The 20,663-nt window shown below is 49.9% G+C and carries 18 protein-coding genes and 1 tRNA gene; 8 read left to right on the forward strand and 11 right to left on the reverse strand.

All coding sequences use genetic code 11. The features are described from left to right. Nucleotides 1–57 precede the first annotated feature (57 nt). Nucleotides 58–1,935: a peptidoglycan DD-transpeptidase MrdA2 gene (gene mrdA2 / locus F3J37_RS11615; protein WP_166933504.1), complete on the forward strand. Its 1,878-nt coding sequence runs from the start codon at nt 58–60 to the stop codon at nt 1,933–1,935. Nucleotides 1,936–2,036: 101 nt separating this feature from the next. Here mrdA2 and F3J37_RS11620 read toward each other — a convergent pair whose 3' ends face one another. The 5 genes from F3J37_RS11620 to F3J37_RS11640 form a co-directional block, all read right to left on the reverse strand. Then, nucleotides 2,037–2,747 carry a GGDEF domain-containing protein gene (locus F3J37_RS11620; protein WP_080748190.1) on the reverse strand — a complete coding sequence of 237 codons (711 nt, stop codon included), beginning with the start codon at nt 2,745–2,747 and terminating at the stop codon, nt 2,037–2,039. Beyond that, nucleotides 2,744–3,130, reverse strand: coding sequence for a DUF1987 domain-containing protein (locus F3J37_RS11625; RefSeq protein WP_034828496.1), 387 nt, complete (start codon nt 3,128–3,130; stop codon nt 2,744–2,746). Before F3J37_RS11625 ends, F3J37_RS11620 begins: the two co-directional genes overlap by 4 nt. A gap of 7 nt (nt 3,131–3,137) precedes the next feature. Beyond that, entirely contained in the window at nt 3,138–3,689 is a 552-nt protein-coding gene (locus tag F3J37_RS11630) for a SiaB family protein kinase (protein WP_097118104.1), read from the reverse strand. Nucleotides 3,690–3,699: 10 nt separating this feature from the next. After that, the gene (locus F3J37_RS11635) at nt 3,700–4,923 is read right to left on the reverse strand and encodes a SpoIIE family protein phosphatase (RefSeq protein ID WP_034828500.1); all 1,224 of its coding nucleotides are present in this window, start codon (nt 4,921–4,923) and stop codon (nt 3,700–3,702) included. A 102-nt stretch (nt 4,924–5,025) separates the two neighbouring features. Beyond that, nucleotides 5,026–6,348 carry a methyl-accepting chemotaxis protein gene (locus tag F3J37_RS11640; protein WP_166933506.1) on the reverse strand — a complete coding sequence of 441 codons (1,323 nt, stop codon included), beginning with the start codon at nt 6,346–6,348 and terminating at the stop codon, nt 5,026–5,028. A 194-nt stretch (nt 6,349–6,542) separates the two neighbouring features. On the opposite strand from F3J37_RS11640, the gene F3J37_RS11645 reads away from it, so the two are divergent. Then, nucleotides 6,543–6,618, forward strand: a tRNA-Phe gene (locus F3J37_RS11645). 1,041 nt (nt 6,619–7,659) lie between these two features. Here F3J37_RS11645 and F3J37_RS11650 read toward each other — a convergent pair. From F3J37_RS11650 to F3J37_RS11660, 3 genes are all read right to left on the reverse strand, one after another. Continuing rightward, nucleotides 7,660–9,042, reverse strand: a complete 1,383-nt coding sequence (locus tag F3J37_RS11650; protein WP_166933508.1) for an MFS transporter — start codon at nt 9,040–9,042, stop codon at nt 7,660–7,662. 127 nt (nt 9,043–9,169) lie between these two features. Next, on the reverse strand, nt 9,170–9,964 hold the full coding sequence (locus F3J37_RS11655; protein ID WP_205298918.1) for an enoyl-CoA hydratase/isomerase family protein: 795 nt from the start codon (nt 9,962–9,964) through the stop codon (nt 9,170–9,172). Beyond that, complete coding sequence (locus tag F3J37_RS11660) at nt 9,957–11,171, reverse strand: CaiB/BaiF CoA transferase family protein (protein ID WP_166933510.1); 1,215 nt, start codon at nt 11,169–11,171, stop codon at nt 9,957–9,959. Before F3J37_RS11660 ends, F3J37_RS11655 begins: the two co-directional genes overlap by 8 nt. 192 nt (nt 11,172–11,363) lie before the next feature. Here F3J37_RS11660 and F3J37_RS11665 point away from each other — a divergent pair, with 192 nt between their 5' ends. Genes F3J37_RS11665 through F3J37_RS11675 form a run of 3 tightly spaced genes read left to right on the forward strand, consistent with a single transcriptional unit; the run spans nt 11,364 to nt 14,113 of the window. Beyond that, on the forward strand, nt 11,364–12,479 hold the full coding sequence (locus F3J37_RS11665) for a type 2 periplasmic-binding domain-containing protein (RefSeq protein WP_166933512.1): 1,116 nt from the start codon (nt 11,364–11,366) through the stop codon (nt 12,477–12,479). 56 nt (nt 12,480–12,535) lie between these two features. Continuing rightward, nucleotides 12,536–13,456, forward strand: coding sequence for a 2-dehydro-3-deoxygluconokinase (kdgK, locus tag F3J37_RS11670; protein ID WP_304623230.1), 921 nt, complete (start codon nt 12,536–12,538; stop codon nt 13,454–13,456). A 21-nt stretch (nt 13,457–13,477) separates the two neighbouring features. Beyond that, nucleotides 13,478–14,113, forward strand: a complete 636-nt coding sequence (locus F3J37_RS11675; RefSeq protein ID WP_166933516.1) for a bifunctional 4-hydroxy-2-oxoglutarate aldolase/2-dehydro-3-deoxy-phosphogluconate aldolase — start codon at nt 13,478–13,480, stop codon at nt 14,111–14,113. A gap of 28 nt (nt 14,114–14,141) precedes the next feature. On the opposite strand, the gene F3J37_RS11680 is transcribed toward F3J37_RS11675, so the two are convergent. Both F3J37_RS11680 and F3J37_RS11685 read right to left on the reverse strand, forming a co-directional pair. Beyond that, on the reverse strand, nt 14,142–14,810 hold the full coding sequence (locus F3J37_RS11680; protein ID WP_166933518.1) for a GntR family transcriptional regulator: 669 nt from the start codon (nt 14,808–14,810) through the stop codon (nt 14,142–14,144). Nucleotides 14,811–14,905: 95 nt separating this feature from the next. Then, nucleotides 14,906–16,126, reverse strand: coding sequence for an aldose 1-epimerase family protein (locus tag F3J37_RS11685; protein WP_166933520.1), 1,221 nt, complete (start codon nt 16,124–16,126; stop codon nt 14,906–14,908). Nucleotides 16,127–16,355: 229 nt separating this feature from the next. Here F3J37_RS11685 and F3J37_RS11690 point away from each other — a divergent pair, with 229 nt between their 5' ends. Next, a complete protein-coding gene (locus F3J37_RS11690) occupies nt 16,356–17,144 on the forward strand; it encodes an SDR family oxidoreductase (RefSeq protein ID WP_166933522.1) in 789 nt (262 codons plus the stop codon). 69 nt (nt 17,145–17,213) lie between these two features. Further along, complete coding sequence (locus F3J37_RS11695) at nt 17,214–18,617, forward strand: sugar porter family MFS transporter (protein WP_166933524.1); 1,404 nt, start codon at nt 17,214–17,216, stop codon at nt 18,615–18,617. A 15-nt stretch (nt 18,618–18,632) separates the two neighbouring features. Here the strand turns inward: F3J37_RS11695 and F3J37_RS11700 are convergent, their stop codons facing one another. After that, nucleotides 18,633–19,673, reverse strand: a complete 1,041-nt coding sequence (locus tag F3J37_RS11700; protein ID WP_166933526.1) for a LacI family DNA-binding transcriptional regulator — start codon at nt 19,671–19,673, stop codon at nt 18,633–18,635. Nucleotides 19,674–19,843: 170 nt separating this feature from the next. Here F3J37_RS11700 and yigL point away from each other — a divergent pair, with 170 nt between their 5' ends. Further along, nucleotides 19,844–20,650 (forward strand): sugar/pyridoxal phosphate phosphatase YigL, encoded by an 807-nt coding sequence (gene yigL, locus F3J37_RS11705; protein WP_166933528.1) that lies wholly within the window; start codon nt 19,844–19,846, stop codon nt 20,648–20,650. Nucleotides 20,651–20,663 lie beyond the last annotated feature (13 nt).

Consider the following 20,663-nt stretch of genomic DNA (forward strand, 5'->3'; position numbering starts at 1 on the left):
CTCTAAAGCCATCTCTGCTTATCATTAGCGTGATAACAAAGAGACTAAGCCCCCCTGATGAATTTCCGTAATTTCGAAGCTGAAGAAAAACTGTTTGTCCGCCGTGCGCTTGTCGCTTTTGCTCTGGTCGTCATCTGTTTCATTATCCTTGGCGTTAACCTGTATCGTCTGCAGGTGGATCAGCACAGCTATTACCAGACGCGGTCCAACGAAAACGACATCAAAATGATCCCCATCGCGCCGACGCGAGGGTTGATCTACGATCGCAACGGTATTCCGCTGGTGCGTAACGTCACCTGGTACGACATCCTCGTGACGCCTTACAAAATCGACAATATGCAGGAAACGCTGAAGCAGCTGACGCCCATTGTTGACCTGACGCCGGAAGAAATTGAAACCTTCGAGCACGAACTCAAACAGAACAGCCGCTATAAGCCGGTCGAGTTAAAAGCAGAACTCACCGATGAGCAGGTGGCGCGCTTCTCCGTCAATCAGTTCCGTTTCACCGGCGTGGCCATCGACACTTATGAGGACCGTGAGTATCCCTATGGCGCCGATTTAGCTCATGTGGTGGGCTATGTTTCTAAGATCAACGATAACGATTTCAAACGCCTGAATGCCGAAGGCGTCGGCGAAAACTATGCTGCTGACCACAACATCGGTAAGCAGGGCATTGAAGGCTATTACGAGTCCATTTTGCACGGCAAAACCGGTTATCAGGAAGTGGAAGTGGATAACCACGGTCGTATTGTGCGCGTGCTGAAAGAAGTGCCGCCGGTTGCCGGCCAGAACGTCTATCTGACGCTGGATTTGCATCTGCAGCAGTACGTTGAGAGCCAGCTCGCCGGCCAGCGTGCGGCGGCGCTGATTGAAGATCCGCGCGATGGCAGCGTGCTGGCGATGGTATCTGCGCCGAGCTATGACCCGAATCCGTTTGTAAAAGGCATCAGCTACAAAGCCTACAAAACGTTGCTGCAGGACAAAAATCTGCCGTTGATCAACCGTGTCACGCAAGGCCTGTATCCACCGGCCTCGACAGTTAAACCCTATATGGCGATGTCCGCGCTGCTGACCAAGGTGATCACCCCAAGCTTTACTATTTTTGGCGCGCCGACCTGGACCCTGCCAGGCACCGATCGTAAATATCGTGACTGGAAAAAGTCAGGGCATGGCACGCTGGATGTCACCAAGGCGATTGAGGAGTCGGCGGACAGCTTCTTCTATCAGGTGGCGTTTATGATGGGCATCGATCGTATTCACACCATGCTGAGCCAGTTTGGCTACGGCAAACCCACCGGCATCGATCTCAATGAAGAGTATTCAGGATTGCTGCCAAGTCGTGAGTGGAAGCAGAAAGTGCATAAACACGCGTGGTATCAGGGTGATACGGTGTCGGTGGGAATTGGGCAGGGTTACTGGATTGCGACGCCGATTCAGATGGTGAAAGCGCTGGTGGCACTGCTCAATAATGGCCGGGTGATTAATCCGCACCTGCTGGAAAAATCGCAGCGTGGTAAGGAACAACAGCTTTATCAACCTAAATTGCCGCAACCGCAAATTGGCGATCCAAAATCACCGTATTGGTCGCTGGTGCGTCATGCGATGTTCGGTATGGCCAATGCACCGAACGGCACCGGTTATAAGTATTTCCACACCGCGCCTTACGGCATTGCGGCGAAGTCGGGGACGTCTCAGGTGTTCAGTCTGAAGCAGAACCAGGTTTACAACGCGAAAATGATCCCGACGCGCCTGCGTGACCACATCTTCTATACCGCGTTCGCACCGTTTAATGATCCGAAAGTCGCAGTGGCGTTGATTCTGGAAAACGGGGGAAGTGAAGGGGTGACGGCAGCACCGTTGATGCGCAATATTCTCGATCACATCTTCCTGCCGCCACCGTCTGAGCCGCCGGTAGAAACGGCGCAGAAAAATTAATTTGCGCGAGATCGCACCCAACGTCGCGGTGCGATTTATCGCGCGATCCTGAGTGGTAATGCTGATCTCTGCGCTATAAATGCTGTCGCGACAAGGCTCTTCTAGCGGAAGAAAACCCGGTTGCGACCGTGGTTTTTCGCATCATATAGCGCGGCATCAGCATTGTTATACAGGGTTTCAAAATCAGAACCCGGTTTGCCGTAGCTCACGCCGAGGCTGGCCGTCACTAACTGACCCGGCAGCACCGCCAGTGGCGAGGCGTTCAGGGAGGCGTGAATCGCGCCCGCGACAATCACCGCGTCCGATAAACGGTAGTGCGGCAGCAGCACGGTAAACTCTTCACCGCCAATACGGCCAATGCTGGCATCTTCCGGACAGTGCGTCTGAATACGCGACACCAGGCCGCAAATCACCTTATCGCCCATCGGATGTCCGAACTCATCGTTGATCTTCTTGAAGTGGTCGATATCGAGAATGATCAGCGCCGCCGGGCCATTGCTCAACGTATTCGTAATACGCTGAATGATGGCACCGCGGTTCCAGACAGCAGTGAGTGGGTCGTGGCTGGCTTTGTATTCCAGCTCCTGAGCCAGTTGATGCAGCTGCTCATTGACGCGGTTCAGCTCGCGTTCAGCACGGTCACTGCGCGAGATCATGCGATAGGTCTCGCGCATCAGGCGCTGATAGTGGCGATTAACGTTCAGCAACGCATTACGATAATCGTCTGCACTGAGCGAGGTCTGAGCCGCAACATCCTGAGCGCGCGTTAGCACCTCGCTCTCTTCGCGAAACAGCTCATTCAGGTCCATCATGAGGCCATTTCCGCTCGCAGATTCACCTGCAGATCGGTAAAGTCCAGCGCCAGTTCCTGGCCGAACTCTTCAGACACATCATCTTCTTCATCAAAGAACCAGTTGAGTTCAACCTTCTGGCCTTTCTGCGCCAGCTGATTGAACAGATCAAACAGGCTGAACAGCATTTTGGTGCTGGAACTGTTGAAATAGCGCAGGGCGATATTGGCTTCGATCTGGCCGCTTTGTGCGGGCTGCCAGCTTTCCAGCGCATCCAGCAACGGACGGTAGAAGGCGGCGGCGTTTTCCGGCCAGGATTCTCCGCGCAGGGAAAACTGACCGCTTTCGAAGTCAAAATTGACCTCGGGAGTGCTTTCTGTGGCAGCAATAACAAGGTTTTGCATAAACAATTCAATCCTGGTGAATGGTGGCTTTGAGCCAAAACGTGGCGTAACCACTGGACTCCAGCGGACGCAGTTCATACTCCAGCGGTTCACTGACATCACGGGCAAGTGTCAGTAATCCTATGTTGGCCCCTTTGCTTGTGGCAGGGCTCTCAGCTCGCAGACCTACGCGGTATGCTTGTTTGATCTCTTCATTGCTCATGGTACGCAGCAAATCCAGCCAGTAACGCAGCTGCTCACAGGCGACTTCATCAACCTGATTGCTGCTCTCCAGCACGTAGGTGTCGCCATCTACGCGCAGCGTAACGGTGCCGAAGCGAAAATCCTGCTCGGCGTGGTTCATGACGCGGCTATCCTGCGAATAACGCAGGATATTCTGTACGATTTCAACAAAGCTGGAGAACAAGCGGCGGCGCACTTTCACCGGCGCCTGCTGGTTCTCCAGAAAGACCTTAATCACCTCGCCCATGGCGGTGATGTTCTGCGGCGAGAAGAAGCCAGTATAGTGCAGTGCAACGCTTTCTGGCGGTACGCGGCTAAGGGTTGAACCTGAGTTCATAAGGTGCTCATTAATAACGGAAGCCAAACCAGGTGACGTCATCGCGTCGCGGCTGGTTGCCTTGCCAGTTGAGAAATTCCCGCTCAAAGGTCGCTGACAACTCGTCCATCGGCAGGGTTTGATATTGTGTTACCAGCGTCTGAATGCGCTTTTTGCCAAACATAATATGGCGTTCACCGCCGGGCTGATCGGTTACGCCATCGGTCATCACCAACAACATATCGCCGGGATGCAGCGTGCGTTGATGTTCCGGCCAGATGTAATCCTGCGGCGTATCGGTGTAACCCACACCGACGCGATCGGCCTTGAGCGATTCCGCTTCGCCAGCGGCCGGATGTAACAGCGCATGCATGCGTGCGCTGGCCCAGCTGAGTTGATGTTGGTGAGTATCAAGGCGTAGCGCGATAGCATCACAGCCGTCATTGGAGAGCGACGTTTGCTGCGTGGCATTGAGCTGCCCAAGGGTTTGTTTAATATGACGATTCAGTGATTGCAGCAGATCGGACGGTGCCCGACGGTTTTTCTGCAGCGCGTTTTCCAGCGCGGATTGCAGGATCACCGTCATAAAGGCACCCGGAATGCCATGGCCGGTGCAGTCGGCAATCAATGCCAGCCAGCCGTGTTCATCCTGATGGAATGCATAATAGTCGCCGCCCACGCCATCGCGCGGCTGCCAGTGCAGGCACCAGTCATTGAGCTGCTGGGCCATTTGCTGTTTTGAGCGATCAAGCATCGCGTCCTGAATCACGCGCGCATAATCGATACTCTGCAAAATTTGTTGGTGCTGCTGCGCCTGCAAATCGGAGACGGTGCGGATCAAATCGATCCCCAAACCGATGCCGATATAGCGGCCTTGTTCGGTCAAAATAAATCCGTCGGTGACCGATTTATCACCGGTTGCCACCACCTGATGCGCCACCTGATCCAACTCGGTATCGGCATCAATCACCAGCGGCTCTTTGTCCATAAAAGCGATACAGCTTTTGCGGTCATAGAGTTCGCGGAAGAACGGGCGCGTCATCTGTGACAGGAAGATATGGCGGTTGATCATGCCAAACGGCGTGCCGTTCTCGATCACTGGCAAACCGATCAAATCTTTGTGTTCGGTAAACAGAGCCATGACCGCTGTGTTGTCCATGGCTGGACTGACAAACGGCACCTCAATGCACAGCGAACGCGCACGGGAACGGCTCGACAGGGAGTTTAATCCTGCGCGTAAATCAGGCAGCTGCATAAGAATTATTCTGGCATTGATTAGGATTTATCCTAGATTACTGCACTGCCATGACAGTTTTATGTCACAGCAGTGCAATAGAAGAAGAGAAAGCAGGAAAAATTACTCTTCTTTCAAGGCCTCAGCCACATGACTGATGGCGCGCACCACTTCGCTGGAGCTGCCGCGAATCTCAGAGATCACGCCACCCGCTTCTTTGGCTAACACTACGCCATGATCGGCACGTTTCAGGTTCGATTCGATGCCTTTTAACGCTTTTTCGGCGAGAGTGTGGTTATGCTGAACCATATTCTCGATCTCGGTAGTCGCGCGGTTGATGTTTGCCGCCAGCGTGCGCACCTCGTTAGCCACCACGGCAAAACTACGACCGTGCTGACCCGCTCGCGCGGCTTCCACTGCTGCATTGAGCGCCAGCAGATTAGTCTGATCGGCAATGCGGCGAATGCTCTCGACAATCGCACCAATGCGGTCTGAGGATTCGCTGAGGTTACTGATATCGCCGGAAATACCGTGCAATTCACCCGCCAGTTCATTGATGGTTTGCACACTGTTTTCAATCACCGTGGCACCGAGGCGCGTGCTTTCGCTGGTTTGCAGCGCCGTTTGATATGCCTGTTGTGCCGCCTCGCGCTCCAGATGGTTCTTCTCCACCTGTGCGGTAACATCAGTGGCGAATTTCACCACTTTGTACAGTTCGCCGGCTTCGTTGAACACTGGGTTATAAGTGGCACGCAGCCACACGGTGCGACCCAGCTTGTTGACGCGCTCAAACTGGCCGGAGATAAATTCACCCTGATTCAGCTTATGCCAGAAGCGGCGATACTCTTCACTGTTGCGCATCTGCGGCGGGCAGAACTGACTGTGATGGACGCCAATCACCTCATCGCTGCGATAACCCATGGTTTTGAGGAAATTGTCATTGGTCATCAGCACTTCGCCTTTGAGGTTAAAGGCGATGACCGCCATCGAACGCTCAATGGCGGTGGTCATGGCGCGCTGCTCTTGCGCATCAATAATCCGTGCGGTGATATCACTCGCCAGCTTAACGATTTTGATTACTCGACCGCTGCGATCCTGCACCGGCACATAGTTAGCCTCCAGCCAGATGGGACGGCTGTGCTTGGCAACGCGCAGGAATTTATCGCTGAAGCCTTCGCCCCGATTCAGGCGGCGCCAGAAATCGCGATACTGCGGGGATTGGACTAAATCAGCCGTACAGAACATGCTGTGATGCTGGCCGGCAATCTCCTTCAGCGTGTATCCCATGCGCTCCAGAAACAGTTCATTGGCGGTGAGAATGTGGCCTTCCGGCGTAAACTCAACCATTGCAATCGCCTCCTGCAACGAACTGAGCGTGGCGCTGCTGCGAGCGCGCTTCTGCCACGCCAGGCGTGACATTATTCCCGATGTAATAGTGCTAAACATGGTGGACCTTATAATTGGAATTTGTCGTCACATCGGTTATCGGCGGGTGCGGTTAAAAATTCACCACTAAAGTTGGTAGTTGCAGAAATTTTTTACCGGATGGTCTGAAGGTTGCTGTAAAAGCCAGCAGTCAGCGGATTTTTGCTGAAAAGCGTTTGACGGTGCGGCCTGAGTAGGGTTTAATGCGCCCCGTTGCCCGGATAGCTCAGTCGGTAGAGCAGGGGATTGAAAATCCCCGTGTCCGTGGTTCGATTCCGCGTCCGGGCACCACTAACATCGAAGCACACTGGTTAGAAGTGAGATCTCTAACGGGTGTCTAAACGAAGGTGGTGTTCAAGCAACGGTGACTGCATGTGTAGATGCATCATCCAAGGTTGAACGTTAAAGCCTTCAAGAAAGGGTACCAGTTGCTGCTGGTGCCCTTTTCTCGTTGGGTTAAAATCATTGCAGTGCTGATGTGTTATGTCAACTTTTGATTGCCAGAACCGCCTGCAAATTATTGCATTGGAAAACACCCAGGCCAACTACCCCATCAACAGTCAGTGCAATGACTTCTCCACTGTATGATCATCAATCCTTGATGGTGATACTTAGAAAGCTGATGTGATCATAATATCTTCTGCTATCCTCTAATGTTTATTTGTGAATGTCAGCATCGCCGAATAATTTATTATTACCATATGCTGCGATAATTTTAAAATAGGTTGTGCCATCTTTAGTTTTCTTTTTTTCAATTTAATGACGAGATCATGTAAATAGAGTTCTCTAGCAGCAGAGATAACTCATGTTTTTTGTTTGCAAATTGTATTTTCAATTTTAGTTGCGGCTGTCGCAGCATTGTCAACCATTTAGAGATATTGCTAAAAATGTTCGACGTCATGCTTTCATAATAACTTCTCAGATTATTCCCATTAAACTCAAACCAACGAATATTCGACACTTTTGATGCTATCTCCCAAACGATATTGTTATCAACATAAGAATTGCTAATTAATTATGATAACATTGCATCTTGGTAATAAATCTCTTGGAAAAAATCACTCCTTTTACTCAGATAGTTTTTATGCAGATCCTCTAACGTTGAGATCCTGAACGACGATAGGTGCTAGCTGGAAGGTTTTAATGAAACCGGCAGATCACCCTTCATGCCAATCATTCTGAGGATAGGGCTTCCCGTCGGTAGGTGCTATTGCAGTTGCTACCGCAGGAAATGAAAAAGAAACCAGGTTTTTACCTGGTTTCTTTTTTTGGAGCTTCAAATTTTAACAACGATCTCAGATGACGACTGAATGAACGGTTGTCAGGTTTGCATTAGCCAAGTCGGGTATTATGAGAGTGGTTAAAGCCTTCACTATCCGCGTCTTTGCCAAGATTCTGAACATTATCGGATGAGTCAGCAAATTGAGTCAGATCAAGATTATATGTTTCACGAGCGCTGGCGACCGCAATTAAGGTGATCAGACTCATTCCCATAGCAAGGCATGCCACCGGCCATGTTTGCCCGCCAGTCATTCCGGAGAAGATCACTGCTGCCAGAGGCGCGATACCTCCCGATGCTGCCGCACTGATTTCTCTGCCCAGTGACAAACCGCTGAAGCGAACTTTGGAAGGAAATACCTCAGAGAAGAATGCTCCCTGAGTGCCAAGCATGGATGCCACACCCACTCCAACTCCCAGAGTCATTGCAGTGATAACCCCCCACGTAGTCCCGGTATTGACCAGCCAGAAAAACGGGAAGGCAAAAAGTGCTGAAAAGATAGCACCAAAGAGATAAACCGCCCGGCGACCAACACGATCTGAGAGCGCACCAAACATTGGGGTAGTAAACATCGCTACTGCGGCAGCTACAGCTACTGCAAGTGGCCCAACGGACGGAGCCATATGCAAAGTGCCTACAATGTAAGCAATCACGAAAGTCTGATACACATAGGCTACTCCACTCTGTGCAACTTGAGCACCAGCAACGATAAACAGACTGCGCCTCTCAGTACGGACCAGATCGCGAAGCGGGCTTTTGCTGACACTTTCAGTTTCAGAGAGTTTTTCAAACGCTTCTGTTTCAGAAATACGAAGGCGAATGACCAGTGCTACCACAACCAAAAGTGCACTAAAAAGAAATGGTATGCGCCATGCCCAGCCGAAGAATATTTCTTTTGGCAACTGAGTCAAAATGGTAAATGTGGCAGCTGACAGAAGCAGGCCAATATAAACTCCAACTCCCGGAAAAGATGAGTAAAAGCCACGACGATTTGCTGGTGCGCTTTCTGCACTCAGAATTGCAGCTCCACCAAATTCGGCTCCGGCTCCGAATCCCTGAATCAGGCGAAGCACGACCAGCATAATTGGTGCCCATACACCTACCGATTCATACGTCGGCACTAATCCAATGAGCGTTGTGGCAAACCCCATTATCAGTAACGTAATAACGAGAACTTTTTTGCGGCCAATTTTATCACCCAGCTGCCCGAAATAAATTGCGCCGAACGGGCGAACCACGAAGCCGAGTGCCAGAGTAGAAAACGCAAGTAAAGTGGATACGAATTCATGTCCTTTAGGGAACATGATTTCATTAAATACGAGTGCGGCAGCGGTGCCGTACAGGAAGTAGTCAAACCACTCCAAAGCTGAACCGACCAGGGTTGCAGCTGCTACTGTTTTCATTGAACGCCTGGTATTTTGTTTTTTCGTACTCATAGGGTTTTCCCCTTTTTATGGCTGTAGAGGGTCCTCATCACCGATGATGATTAGGGTGTCGGATAATAAGATGGTACGTGTTGTGATTTGCAGGGAGGGGGAGTGAACCAGACTCCCTGCGGGGGTATTATTCGCCGCGGAAGTGCGGCGAACGTTTTTCTTTAAAGGCGGCTTTGCCTTCGCGGGCATCGTCAGTGTAGAAGCAGATTGTGCGGAGATCGCGCTCATAGCGGACGGCCTGATCCAGCGGCATATTGACGGCTGCACGCATGTTTAGCTTGGCAGTCTGCGCGGCGATCGGCGGACGCGATGCAATTGTTGCTGCCAACTCTTTTACTGAGGTCAGCATCATATCTGCAGAATCAAACACTTCATCCACGATGCCCCACTCAAGGCCTTTAGCTGCATCGATGGGATCACCGGTGTACAGCATGCGAGACGCGCGTGAAGCTCCAATCGTTTTGTTGAGGTATACAGCCATACCACCGCCACCAACCCAACCCAGCTTGATCTCCGGAGCGCCAAATAACGCATTGGCAGTGCTGACGCGGATATCACAGCAAAGTGCAAGCTCAAGGCCGCCGCCCAGTGCATATCCATTGATTGCGCAAACTGTCGGCTTGTTGATCTCGGCGATTGCATCACAATGGTCATGCTTCATGCGATGCGCCCACGGAGACTGATAGCTGTCCAGTTCTTTAATATCACTGCCGCAGCAAAAAGCCTTTGGGCCATTCGCGGTCAGTATCACCGCGCGAACGTCAGCTGATTCATTACAGAATGCTGCAAGGCGCGTGATGCTGACGGACATCGCCGGCGTCACTGCATTCAGCTTTTCGGGTCGATTCAGCGTAATGGTGGCGACATAGTTATCCAGTGAAAACTGGACGTTGTCGTCGATTTCAAAATTCAGGTCAGCCATTGAGTTTTTCCCCATTTGTACGGGTGACTGTATTTGTTTCTTTCAGGGCTGCGATCTGCTGGTCGGAATAACCCAGCTCGGACAGGATCTCATCCGTGTGCTGGCCAACGAACGGCGTAGGGCGCTGGATGGAACAAGGAGTTTTGCTGAATTTAATCGCAAATCCTGGCGTTTTAACTCTGCCTTCGCTTGGATGGTCATACTCGACAAATGTCTCGTTATGAATAACCTGAGGATCTTTTACGACCTCTTCATAACCATTTACTTCGCTGCTCCACAATCCCTCAGCATCGAAGACATCGCGCCATTCCTTGGTTGTGCGCTCAAGCAGCTTCTCGCGAGTCACCCGGAAGATGAAATCACGCTGCGGAAGCGTGTGGCCATCCACCTCGTCCTCCATGGTTTCAAATTCAGGCACGTTCAGAATTTTTCCAAGCGTAGGAAGATGCGGCGTGACCAGCGTGATGTAGCTGTCGGCCGTTTTAAACACGCCATAAGGTGCACGAATATAGCAGTGACCATGTGGTTCTTCGCTGCGGCGCTGAGGTTTCAGGCCTTGTGTGAATACCGTCATTTCCTGCATCTGATTGGCAATGATCGCATCGAGCATGTTGATCTGCACCAGCTGACCTTCACCGGTACGTTCACGGTGAAGCAGAGCAGCAAGAGCACCCTCGAACGCAGTGTAAGCAGTGATAGCGTCAACCAGATACTGACCCGCTGGTTGCGGTGGAGTACCCGCAGCACCAGTGCTCATCATTGCCCCACTCAGGGACTGCAGCAGTAGATCCTGACCTGGGCGTTTGGAATATGGGCCTGTTTCGCCGTAACCAGACATGGATACATAAACCAGGTCAGGCTTAATTTGCTTCAGTGTTTCATAGTCGACACCGAGACGAGCCGCCACACCGGGACGGTAGTTCTGAATGAAAACATCAGCAGTCTCGACCAGCTTATAAAGCAGAGCCTTACCTTCTTCATCTTTAAGGTTTACAGCCAGACTCCGCTTGTTGCGGTTAAGCGACAGGAAAGAGGTGTTGATCACATTGCCATAAGCCGCACCCGCTGAGGTATGGCGTTGCCATTCACCCGTAGTCGGCTCCACTTTAATGACGTCTGCTCCCATGTCCCCCATGCGCAGGGCGGCAAATGGTCCGGCCATAGCGATTGAACAATCTAACACCCGATAACCTTTAAGAATTGACATATTTCTACCTCTTGCTCTCCGAGACATCGCCATCGTCTGTGGCGAAGGTTGATGGACACAATCTAAGCCTAAATTTTTCGATATTATATATAATATTTAAAAATCTGTGAGAGAGATCGTAATTTGGATCGGGTTGAATAGTTAGTATTGACGCAGTTATTGGCTATCTGGTTGAAATCTAAGGATTTAAAAATGAAGGTTTTCAAAGGCTTAACATGGGACCACCCACGTGGTTACAAACCGCTTCAGGCATGGGCTGAAGCAGATAAGAGCGCGACTGTTGAGTGGAGTATCCAGAAGCTTGAAGGATTTGAATCTCATCCGATCAATGAACTGGCCGAGACGTATGATCTGCTCATCGTTGATAATCCGGGGATAGGAGAAGCGGCTGAAGAGAAGTGTCTGCGTCCACTGGAGGATTTTCTGAGTGCAGAACAGATGCGTTTCCTGAAGCAGAGTTCCATGGGATCTTCGTTCGAAAGTTACTGCTACAAGGGTCAGCATTGGGCGATCCCGATTGACGCCGCTTCACAGGTCTGCGCTGTCGCAGGGGATGCTTCAGATGCCATCCCGCTGACCTGGAATGCCGTTCAGCTTTATGCGTGGTCAAATCCGGGACGTGTGGCACTGTCACTGGGTGGACCACATGCATTACTGACGTTTTACTCCATCTGTCAGTCGCTGGGTGGAACGCTTTTTGAGGGAAATGAGTTTGTTCTGGAGCCGCAAATCGGGATCAGGGCGCTGGATATGATGAATGATATTTTCCTGAGGCAGCAAAAAGACCTCATCGATCTGAACCCTATCGGGTTACTTGATGAAATGGCGAAAGGAACCTTCGATCTTTGCCCGGCAATCTTTGGATATGTGAATTACTCTTCCCCAACCACAGGGCGTATGGTGCTGTTCACCGACATCCCACATTGTGGTAACCCGGCACTGAGAGGTTCAGTACTGGGAGGGACTGGACTCGCAGTGTCAGTCAATTGTGAACCTGAACCGGCTCTCATCGAGCACATTATGCGTTATGTGTCTGACGAGGTTCAGCGCTCACTGGTCGTTGAAAGCGGAGGGCAACCATCAAATGCTGCCGCCTGGCAGTACGACAGAGCCAATGACCTTACCCAAGGCTTCTTCAGTAACACATTTGACACTGTCTCAAATGCTTATGTACGTCCCAAATATCATGGATACATACCTTTCCAGGATACCTCATCAGCGATTATTCGCCGTGGCCTGGCGGAAAACAGGCAATCTTCAGAAATTCTGTCAGATGTGAAAAATAACCACGCCAGGTATCGTCCATAACGTTATGAACAGTCTGCTTGATCGGAGACTGTTCAAGTCTAATGCAGGAAAGAATGATGAAGATTGCTGTGATCGGCGAATGCATGGTCGAATTGTCCAGCCAGAACGGGGGGATCAGCCAGGATTTTGGCGGAGATACGCTCAATACGGCCGTCTATCTTTCAAGGCTGCTGGAACCTGAACAGGTAACCATAAGCTATGTGACGGGCCTGGGAACTGACCCTTTCAGTCAGGCAATGATTAAATTCTGGCAGTCAGAGGGACTCGATACGTCGAAAGTTCTGGTCTCGGATAGCCACCTGCCCGGGATGTATTACATTGAAACTGATGCAAAGGGCGAACGAACTTTCCACTACTGGCGGGGAGAGTCAGCTGCAAGATACTGGCTCAAAACTGCTGAAGGTGAGGCGATTGCCCGTAGCCTGTCTGATTATGACGTCATTTACCTGAGCGGAATTACTCTGGCCATACTGGATCCGGAATCCAGGGAGAAGCTGTTTTCAGTTCTGGGGAAATGCCGGCGCTCAGGAGGAAAAATCTGTTTCGATAATAATTATCGCCCTCGCCTGTGGCCTTCCTCACATCAGGCTCAAACCGCTTACACCCAGATGCTTTCGCTAACCGATATAGCATTTCTGACTTTTGACGATGAAATAGCGCTGTGGGGAACAAGCAGCCTTAATGAACTGGAGAAACGTTGCCTGCAGGCGGGTGTCAGTGAAGTGGTTATTAAACGCGGTAGCGAGTCATGCCTTATAACAAAAGGGAAGATTAGCACTGAAGTTCCCGCTTTGAAAATCGCCACCGAAGACATTGTTGATACAACTGCAGCTGGCGACTCATTCAGTGCTGGATACCTGGCACAGCGGCTAATCGGTAGCAATTCAGAGCGTTCTGCGAAGAAAGGGCATCAGCTGGCCGGGACCGTCATTCGGCACCGGGGCGCCATTATTCCCAGATCCGCGATGCCTGTTTAATTCATGATTGAAGGACAAAATATGACAAGCGCAAAATTAAGTGCACTGCAGGTATTGCAGTGCGGGCCGGTGATCCCTGTTCTGGTTATTAATGATGTAAATGATGCAGTTCCACTTGCGAAAGCGCTGGTCTCAGGAGGTGTCAGAGTGCTGGAGGTGACGCTTCGTACACATTGTGCGCTGGACGCTATTGCCCGGATCAGTGCCGCTGTACCGGATGCAATTGTCGGTGCCGGAACCGTGACAAATAAGCAACAGTTTGCTGATGCTCAACTTGCAGGATCTCAGTTTATTATCAGTCCTGGATTGACGCTGGCCTTACTCGATCGCGCTGTAGAATCGGATCTCCCGTACATCCCGGGTATCAGCACGGTATCAGAACTGATGATGGGCAAGGATGCCGGGTTAAGTGAATTTAAGTTCTTTCCGGCCGAGGCCAGTGGGGGGGTGAAAGCGATCAGCGCAGTTGGCGGACCTTTTGCGGGTATACGTTTCTGTCCTACCGGGGGGATCACACCTGAGAGCGCAGGGCGTTATCTTGCGCTGCCCAACGTCGTGTGTGTGGGTGGTTCGTGGCTGGCAACGCCTGCTTTACTGAAGGCGGGAAATTATGAAAAAATTACGCAGTTAGCTCGTGAAGCCAGCCAGCTGCGCTAATTAAATTGAAAAAAGGGCTTTTGTTTAATCAACTGCCCTTTGATGAGGTGCTATAGGTTATCTGTCGGTCAAAGCCCATGATAATATGGTCCGCCGATTTCTTCTGATACAACGCCGCATCCTTCTGTTCAATGGACGCGATAATTTCATCGTGTTCATCACACAAAAGCTGTAAATCCGGGACACCCCTTTCTTCATGGAAGCGACCAACCTGTGGACCGTAATTCAGTGTGCCGTACATTTCGATAATGAGCTGATTACGTGTTGCCACAACGATCTGGCGATGAAATTCTGCGTTGAGGTTGATAAAGTAACTGTACTGCTCATAATGGGGACCGTACTGATGTGAGCGCATCGCTACATTTAAATCGCGCAGTGATGCAATTTCTTTATCGGTAATGTTCTGCAGAACCATATCTGCGATAGCGGGTTCAATCAATAAACGTGCCTGCTGCCACTGGACGATGTCCTGTGGATCGGGTTTTTCGGCGACCCGAAAGCCTTTATTATGCTCAAGTAAAATAAGCTTTTCCGCAGCCAGCCGGAACAGTGCTTCACGAACAGGAATGCTGCTGACCCCATACTTTTTACTCAGGGGACTGACAACCAGCCTGGCTCCTGGCTCAAGCTGGTTTGAAATAATTTCCTGCTTCAGCAGATCGTAGACTTTGTGGCTGATACTTTCATGCTGCAGCATATGGGGCATCCAGAATTGAACAAAATATATAATATTCTATCATCCCACGGCGATATGAACAATTTTGTCAGACGCCGCAGAATGTCATTTTTCGATTACCACTTGTCGCTGAATATCGCCGGTTTGCAATAATCCTTAATCGAGAACCAGTTTTCTTTAGGCGCGGGGAAGCGTACTTCAGGTTGAGGAATAATGGCTTTTATCAGTTCGGCCTCGGTCTGAATTGCTGAAGCGCGATGAATCACCTCGATCTCCAGGTCGTAGCTGAAGCTTTCCCTGTATTCCAGCCAACGTATTTCATCACGCTGGCGGGCAAAATTTTTCCCAAGTACGTGATGGGTACTGGGTTCAATTCCAATCGCATAGCATCCTTCGCTAAGGGCCTGCCATTCGAACTGGCACGGGAATTGGGATTTGTGAGTGGTAATTTTCACCGCAAGCCCGTTGTCGCCGTTAAGTCCACGGTTAATCAGCATAACCGGAACTTTGCCTTCGGCATTTGCGCGCATGTCATGCTCGTAGACCTGTTCACTGAAGTTCTTGAGCGGACCAGACTGTACGCGGTAGCCCACGCCCTGGTTTTCATACTGTTCGCTGTGCGACGCCCAGATGATGTCAGCAACAGGTGCGACATATTCTGTTTCCGCATCAAGTAGAGGGAAACCGAAATTGAGGTGATACAGGAACATGTGTGTGGTTTTGCTGAAACCCATGTTCACGACTTCGTCATGCAGGCGGATGCGATCGGTGCCCATATCAACTTCAACAGAGCGATAAAGCCAGAGGTTTTCTGCAAATACAGAAACCTGTTTAACCAGTCCCCGGGCCCAAAGCGTGCAACTGCCATCTTCATTCCAGCGTTCTCCGTAGCCCAGCAATCTGGCGGGAGAGTTGGCAATCCGTCCATGAAGCGGTTGTGTCATTTCTTTGCGCGGAGGGTAGTTGTAGTGACTTACATCGTCAGTGGCAGGAAAGAGATTCTGATCAAGTCCGCAGGTGGCATTCATACCTGAAAATGAGCGCAGCCAGCCGAATCCACCCTCTCCATCATGTTCATGCAGCGCCGGGTTTCGGGTCCCAGTTGCTGAAACCCACCCAAGGTTGTAGCTGCCCCAGGAACATTCACCCAAATCGAATCCACGGTCAATGTTGATGGTGAAGCTAAGACCGGAACCGGATCTGAATTCAAGTACACGCACCCCTTGCTCCGGCCCGTTCTGAAGAGTTACCTCGCGAATGCCTGCAATCTGGGCCAGTTGGCCGGTTCGCTTTTCAAGATCTTCCCGTGACCAGAGTTTCCCATAAAGTTCGATCATCTGTAGCTCCCTTAATGATGTAAATACATCATTTTATGTGTGATGGAAACGCCATCCTATGCAGAATACGACCTGGAATATGCGATTAAGATCACATTAGCGTCAAATGCAGGTTGTTGAGTGACCATGTTTTGGGGTCAATTTGAATCATGCAAAGCATGTTTTAATGATTTAAATACATCATTTAGTGTCTATGGCTTCTTACATGAATTGATGCTGGGGAAATAAAATGTCTCTTAAAGGTAAAACGTACATTGTCACAGGTTCATATTCTGGTATTGGCTATGCCAGCGCAGAAGAAATCATCCGCCAGGGAGGGAAGGTTATCCTGACCGCCACTGAACGGCATTCAAGACTGCTACAGGAATCCGCTCAGCGACTTGGAGAAGAGAGTACCCGCTGGATTGCGGCTGATCTCTCCGATAAAGCAGCAACCACTGAAATAGTGAACTTTGCATTTGCGCAGTTTGGCGCGGTGCATGGTCTCGTCAATAACGCCGCCTATTTTCCCCGTAATGACCTTAGCAACGTGGACTTCGATTCGTTTGATACGATGATGGCCGTTAATGTGCGGGCGCCACTTTTCCTGATCAAAGACCTTATGGCAAAAACTCAGGTTGCAGGGAATGACTTAACGGTGGTGAACATCGGTTCCATTAATGCCTATTGTGGACAGCCTGATCTGCTGTGTTACTCCATCTCCAAGGGGGCTTTGCAGACTATGACGCGTAATCTCGCAGATGCCCATGCGGGAAAGGGACTTCGTATCAATCAGCTTAATGTTGGCTGGACTTTGACCCAAAGCGAGATTGATCTGCAGAAAAATCTGGGCCGTCCTGACGACTGGCATCAGCATATTTCACCCGTTTTTGCTCCGCGCGGCTCCATTCTTTCCCCACTGGAAATTGCCTCCCACGTTGCCTTCTGGTTATCGGATAACTCCAATCCGGTAAACGGTTCGATCTGTGACCTGGAGCAGTATCCCGTGATCGGGCGAAATAAAATTGCTGATAACTGATTAGCCGTTAACTCTGTTCCCTACTAACGCTTTATCTACTTCGCCCTGACAGCGAATGTGAGAAAAATCATGAATAAAGTAAATCTCCGGTTAGCGCTGATTGCTTCGATTGGCGGGCTTCTTTTTGGCTATGAAACCGCTGTGATAGCCGGTGCGATTAAGCATTTAACGACCTATTTCAGTCTTACCTCTGCTGAGGTTGGCTGGGCCGTATCGAGCGCCCTCGCTGGATGCATGGTGGGTGCAGTTGCGGGCGGATTTGTTATTAACAAGTTCGGCAGAAAAAAAGCCCTGATTGTGGCGGCCCTCTTCATTCTTATCTCTGCCATAGGCACTGCTCTTCCGCCTAACTTTACGATGTTCTGGATGTTCCGAATCGTTGGCGGTCTTGGCGTAGGGCTGGCTTCACTTACGGTTCCGGTTTACATCAGCGAAATATCAGCGCATGAGGTCCGCGGACGCATGACGGGGATCTATCAGCTGATGATCGCAGGTGGCATCATGGTGGTTTACATCGTCAATACGGTGATTGCGCTGTCTAACACGGACCCTGTCTGGGCGCTTGATTCATCCTGGCGCTGGATGTTTGCTTCAATGGGCATACCGGCCGCGTTCTTCTTCATCGCGCTTTTTACCATCCCCGAAACACCACACTGGCTTATCCGTAATAATCGTATCGAGGAAGCCCGTGAAGTTATTGCCCGCGTTCATGGTGGAAACAATGAAACGCTGAATGTTGTCAGCGGTATAATTTCGTCGTTCAGTCAGAATGGCAAACGCAAGAAGAGCGTAAACATTCTGAGCAAAGAGAACAGATTCCTGACAATGATCGTGTTTGGCACAGCTGTACTGGTCAACTCTACGGGCATAAATGCAGTGCTCTATTACGGGAATGTGTTACTGGAGAGCATTGGCCTGGCTAGCGGTGAGAATGCGTTCTGGCAGCAAATCGCAATCGGCGTCATGCTGTTTTCTTCTACCTTTATCGCTCTACGATACGTAGAGCAGTCAGGCAGACGTAAACTACTGCTGATAGGAACAGCCGGCTGCGGTGCAAGTATCTGCCTGCTGGGAGTGCTCATTTACCTGCACATGACGTCACTCTGGATGCTTGTGCTGATCCTGGCCTATATCGTTTTCTTCAGCGCGTTTGTGGGCCCGATATTCTGGATCATGCTTCCCGAGATGGCCCCGAACCATCTTCGTGACCGGCTGGTCTCCGCTGCGGTCTTAATCGTCTGGGTATCAAACTTCATGGTGGCGCAGACTTTCCCGATGATGAACGACAGCCCTGTGTTGAGGCAGTTGTTTAACGGCAGCTTCCCGTTCTTTATCTATGCGGTGTTCTGCGGCCTGTATTTCCTGCTGACCCTGAAATACCTGCCAGAAACACGCAATCGTACGCTGGAAGAGATCAGCCTGGAACTGACGTCAGGAAAGAAACAAGCAGCAAAAGAAGCTATTACAGACTGAAGCCTGCCTGTGGCTTTAGTAGTCGCTGCTGTAAATATTCTCTGTGGTGACAATGTTGATTCGAACAGGAAGAGAGCCAGTTAATGGCTCTTTTCCCCAATATATGTTGCTGATGACATTTATGAAGTTAGTGGCTTCTACAAAGAGATCCTGGTGAATAATGTAGTCGACCTTTCCAGCAAAAAGTTTATGCATAACGCTTTCGGTCATGTCATGGCAGACGATCACCGGGCGAGGGCTCAGTGCAATGCTATCGCAGGCATCAACAATCTCAGCTGCGCCGCTACCGATCACATAAATTCCGGTGATTTCTTTGTCAGATTTGAGCTGGCCAAGCGCTACTTCGGTTGTGTGGCTTCGGTCTTCGCGAGTTTCAAAACTCTCGGCAACCCGGACATTAATGCCGGATTCACGAAGTATTCCTCTGAAACCTATCTCGCGCTGAAGATGCCCCTGGTATTGCGTACTGCCTGTAAAAACCACTACGGTTCCGGCAGGATCAGGCTTCGCCTTCATCATCAACAGCCCAGCTGTTCTGCCCGCAGCATTATCATTAATGCCGATGTGTGTAAGCGGAGTAATACTGCTTATCACGCTCAGCAGAGTAATGACCTTCACGCCGTTCCTGATAATCCTGTTTATCAGATGTGCGACTTTGGGGTCATCCACCCCCACAAGACCTATCGCATCAAAACCAAGCTCGCTGATTTTTGTCAGGACATTTACCAGGTCCTGGCTATCCAGATTTTTGTAGCGAAACTCCTCAACTACAAGATACGGTTCACCAGTAGCTTTGGCCGATATGGTAGCGCTGAGTTTATTGATAAGCTCGTTATCGGTTTCGGGGATAATGACAGCAGTTTTAATCACTCTCCCGGATGCGTCATCGGGCAAGCGTACAGCAACGTTTTTATAAGACAATTCTCTGGCGGCCAGCAGAATTGTCTTACGCGTGTTATCTTTAACGCCATCACGGCCATTAATTACACGATCAACTGTCGCTGTAGAAAATCCCGTTATTGCAGCAATCTCTTTGATAGTTTTTCTGCTTCGCATCCCAGTCTTCCCGAATACCGTTTATGCTCAGATATTACCATGAATAATCATTCCGATTCAGCAACACATCACAATAAAAAATCTATACCCCGTGGATTATACTTGTTCTCTACTTACCAAAATCGAAATCATCATGTGGTCGTCTTTAAACTTACTATGGCAGGGTTAACATGAATCAATATTCTTTGATTGCATCCGATCTGGACGGCACATTGTTGTCACCAGAGCACACAATACGTCCTTACACGCGTGACACATTGAAAATGCTTGATAAAAAAGGTAATCATTTCGTGTTTGCAACCGGCCGGCACCATGTTGATGTCGGGCAAATAAAAAAAGGTTTAGATTTAGATGCCTTCATGATCACGTCAAATGGTGCACGTGTACACGATATCGATGGCAATTTGATATTTAGTCGTAACATCAAGGGTGACATCGCGAGAAGTCTCTTTAAAATAGCAGACTCCGATCCCAATATATATACGAACGTTTATTCAGATAATGAGTGGTTTATTAACAGAGAAAATCCAGAACAAAAGGAATTTTTCCAGGAGTCGGTGTTCAATTATAAATTATTCAAAGCCGATCATCTGACGACAGAGGGAGTGTCCAAAGTTTACTTTACCTGTAAAGATCATGACCATCTTGTCCTGTTAGAAGATGAGATAAAAAAACGTTGGGGGAACAGAGTAAATGTCACTTTTTCGCTTCCCACCACACTTGAAGTCATGGATGGAAAAGTGTCTAAAGGGGATGCGCTAAGTAATGTCGCCGCAATGCTGGGAATTCCGCTGGAAAAGTGCATAGCATTTGGCGATGGAATGAATGATTTAGAAATGCTGCAGGTGGCAGGAAAAGGATGCCTGATGCGTAATGCACATCAGCGTATTAAAGATGCTCTTCCAGAGATGGAAATCATTGGATCCAATGATGAAGAGGGCGTTGCGCTCTATCTAAAAGAAAACTTTGAATTATAAAAGTAATGCCCCT

The sequence above is a fragment of the Candidatus Pantoea communis genome (assembly GCF_011752685.1).
Taxonomy (GTDB): domain Bacteria; phylum Pseudomonadota; class Gammaproteobacteria; order Enterobacterales; family Enterobacteriaceae; genus Pantoea; species Pantoea communis.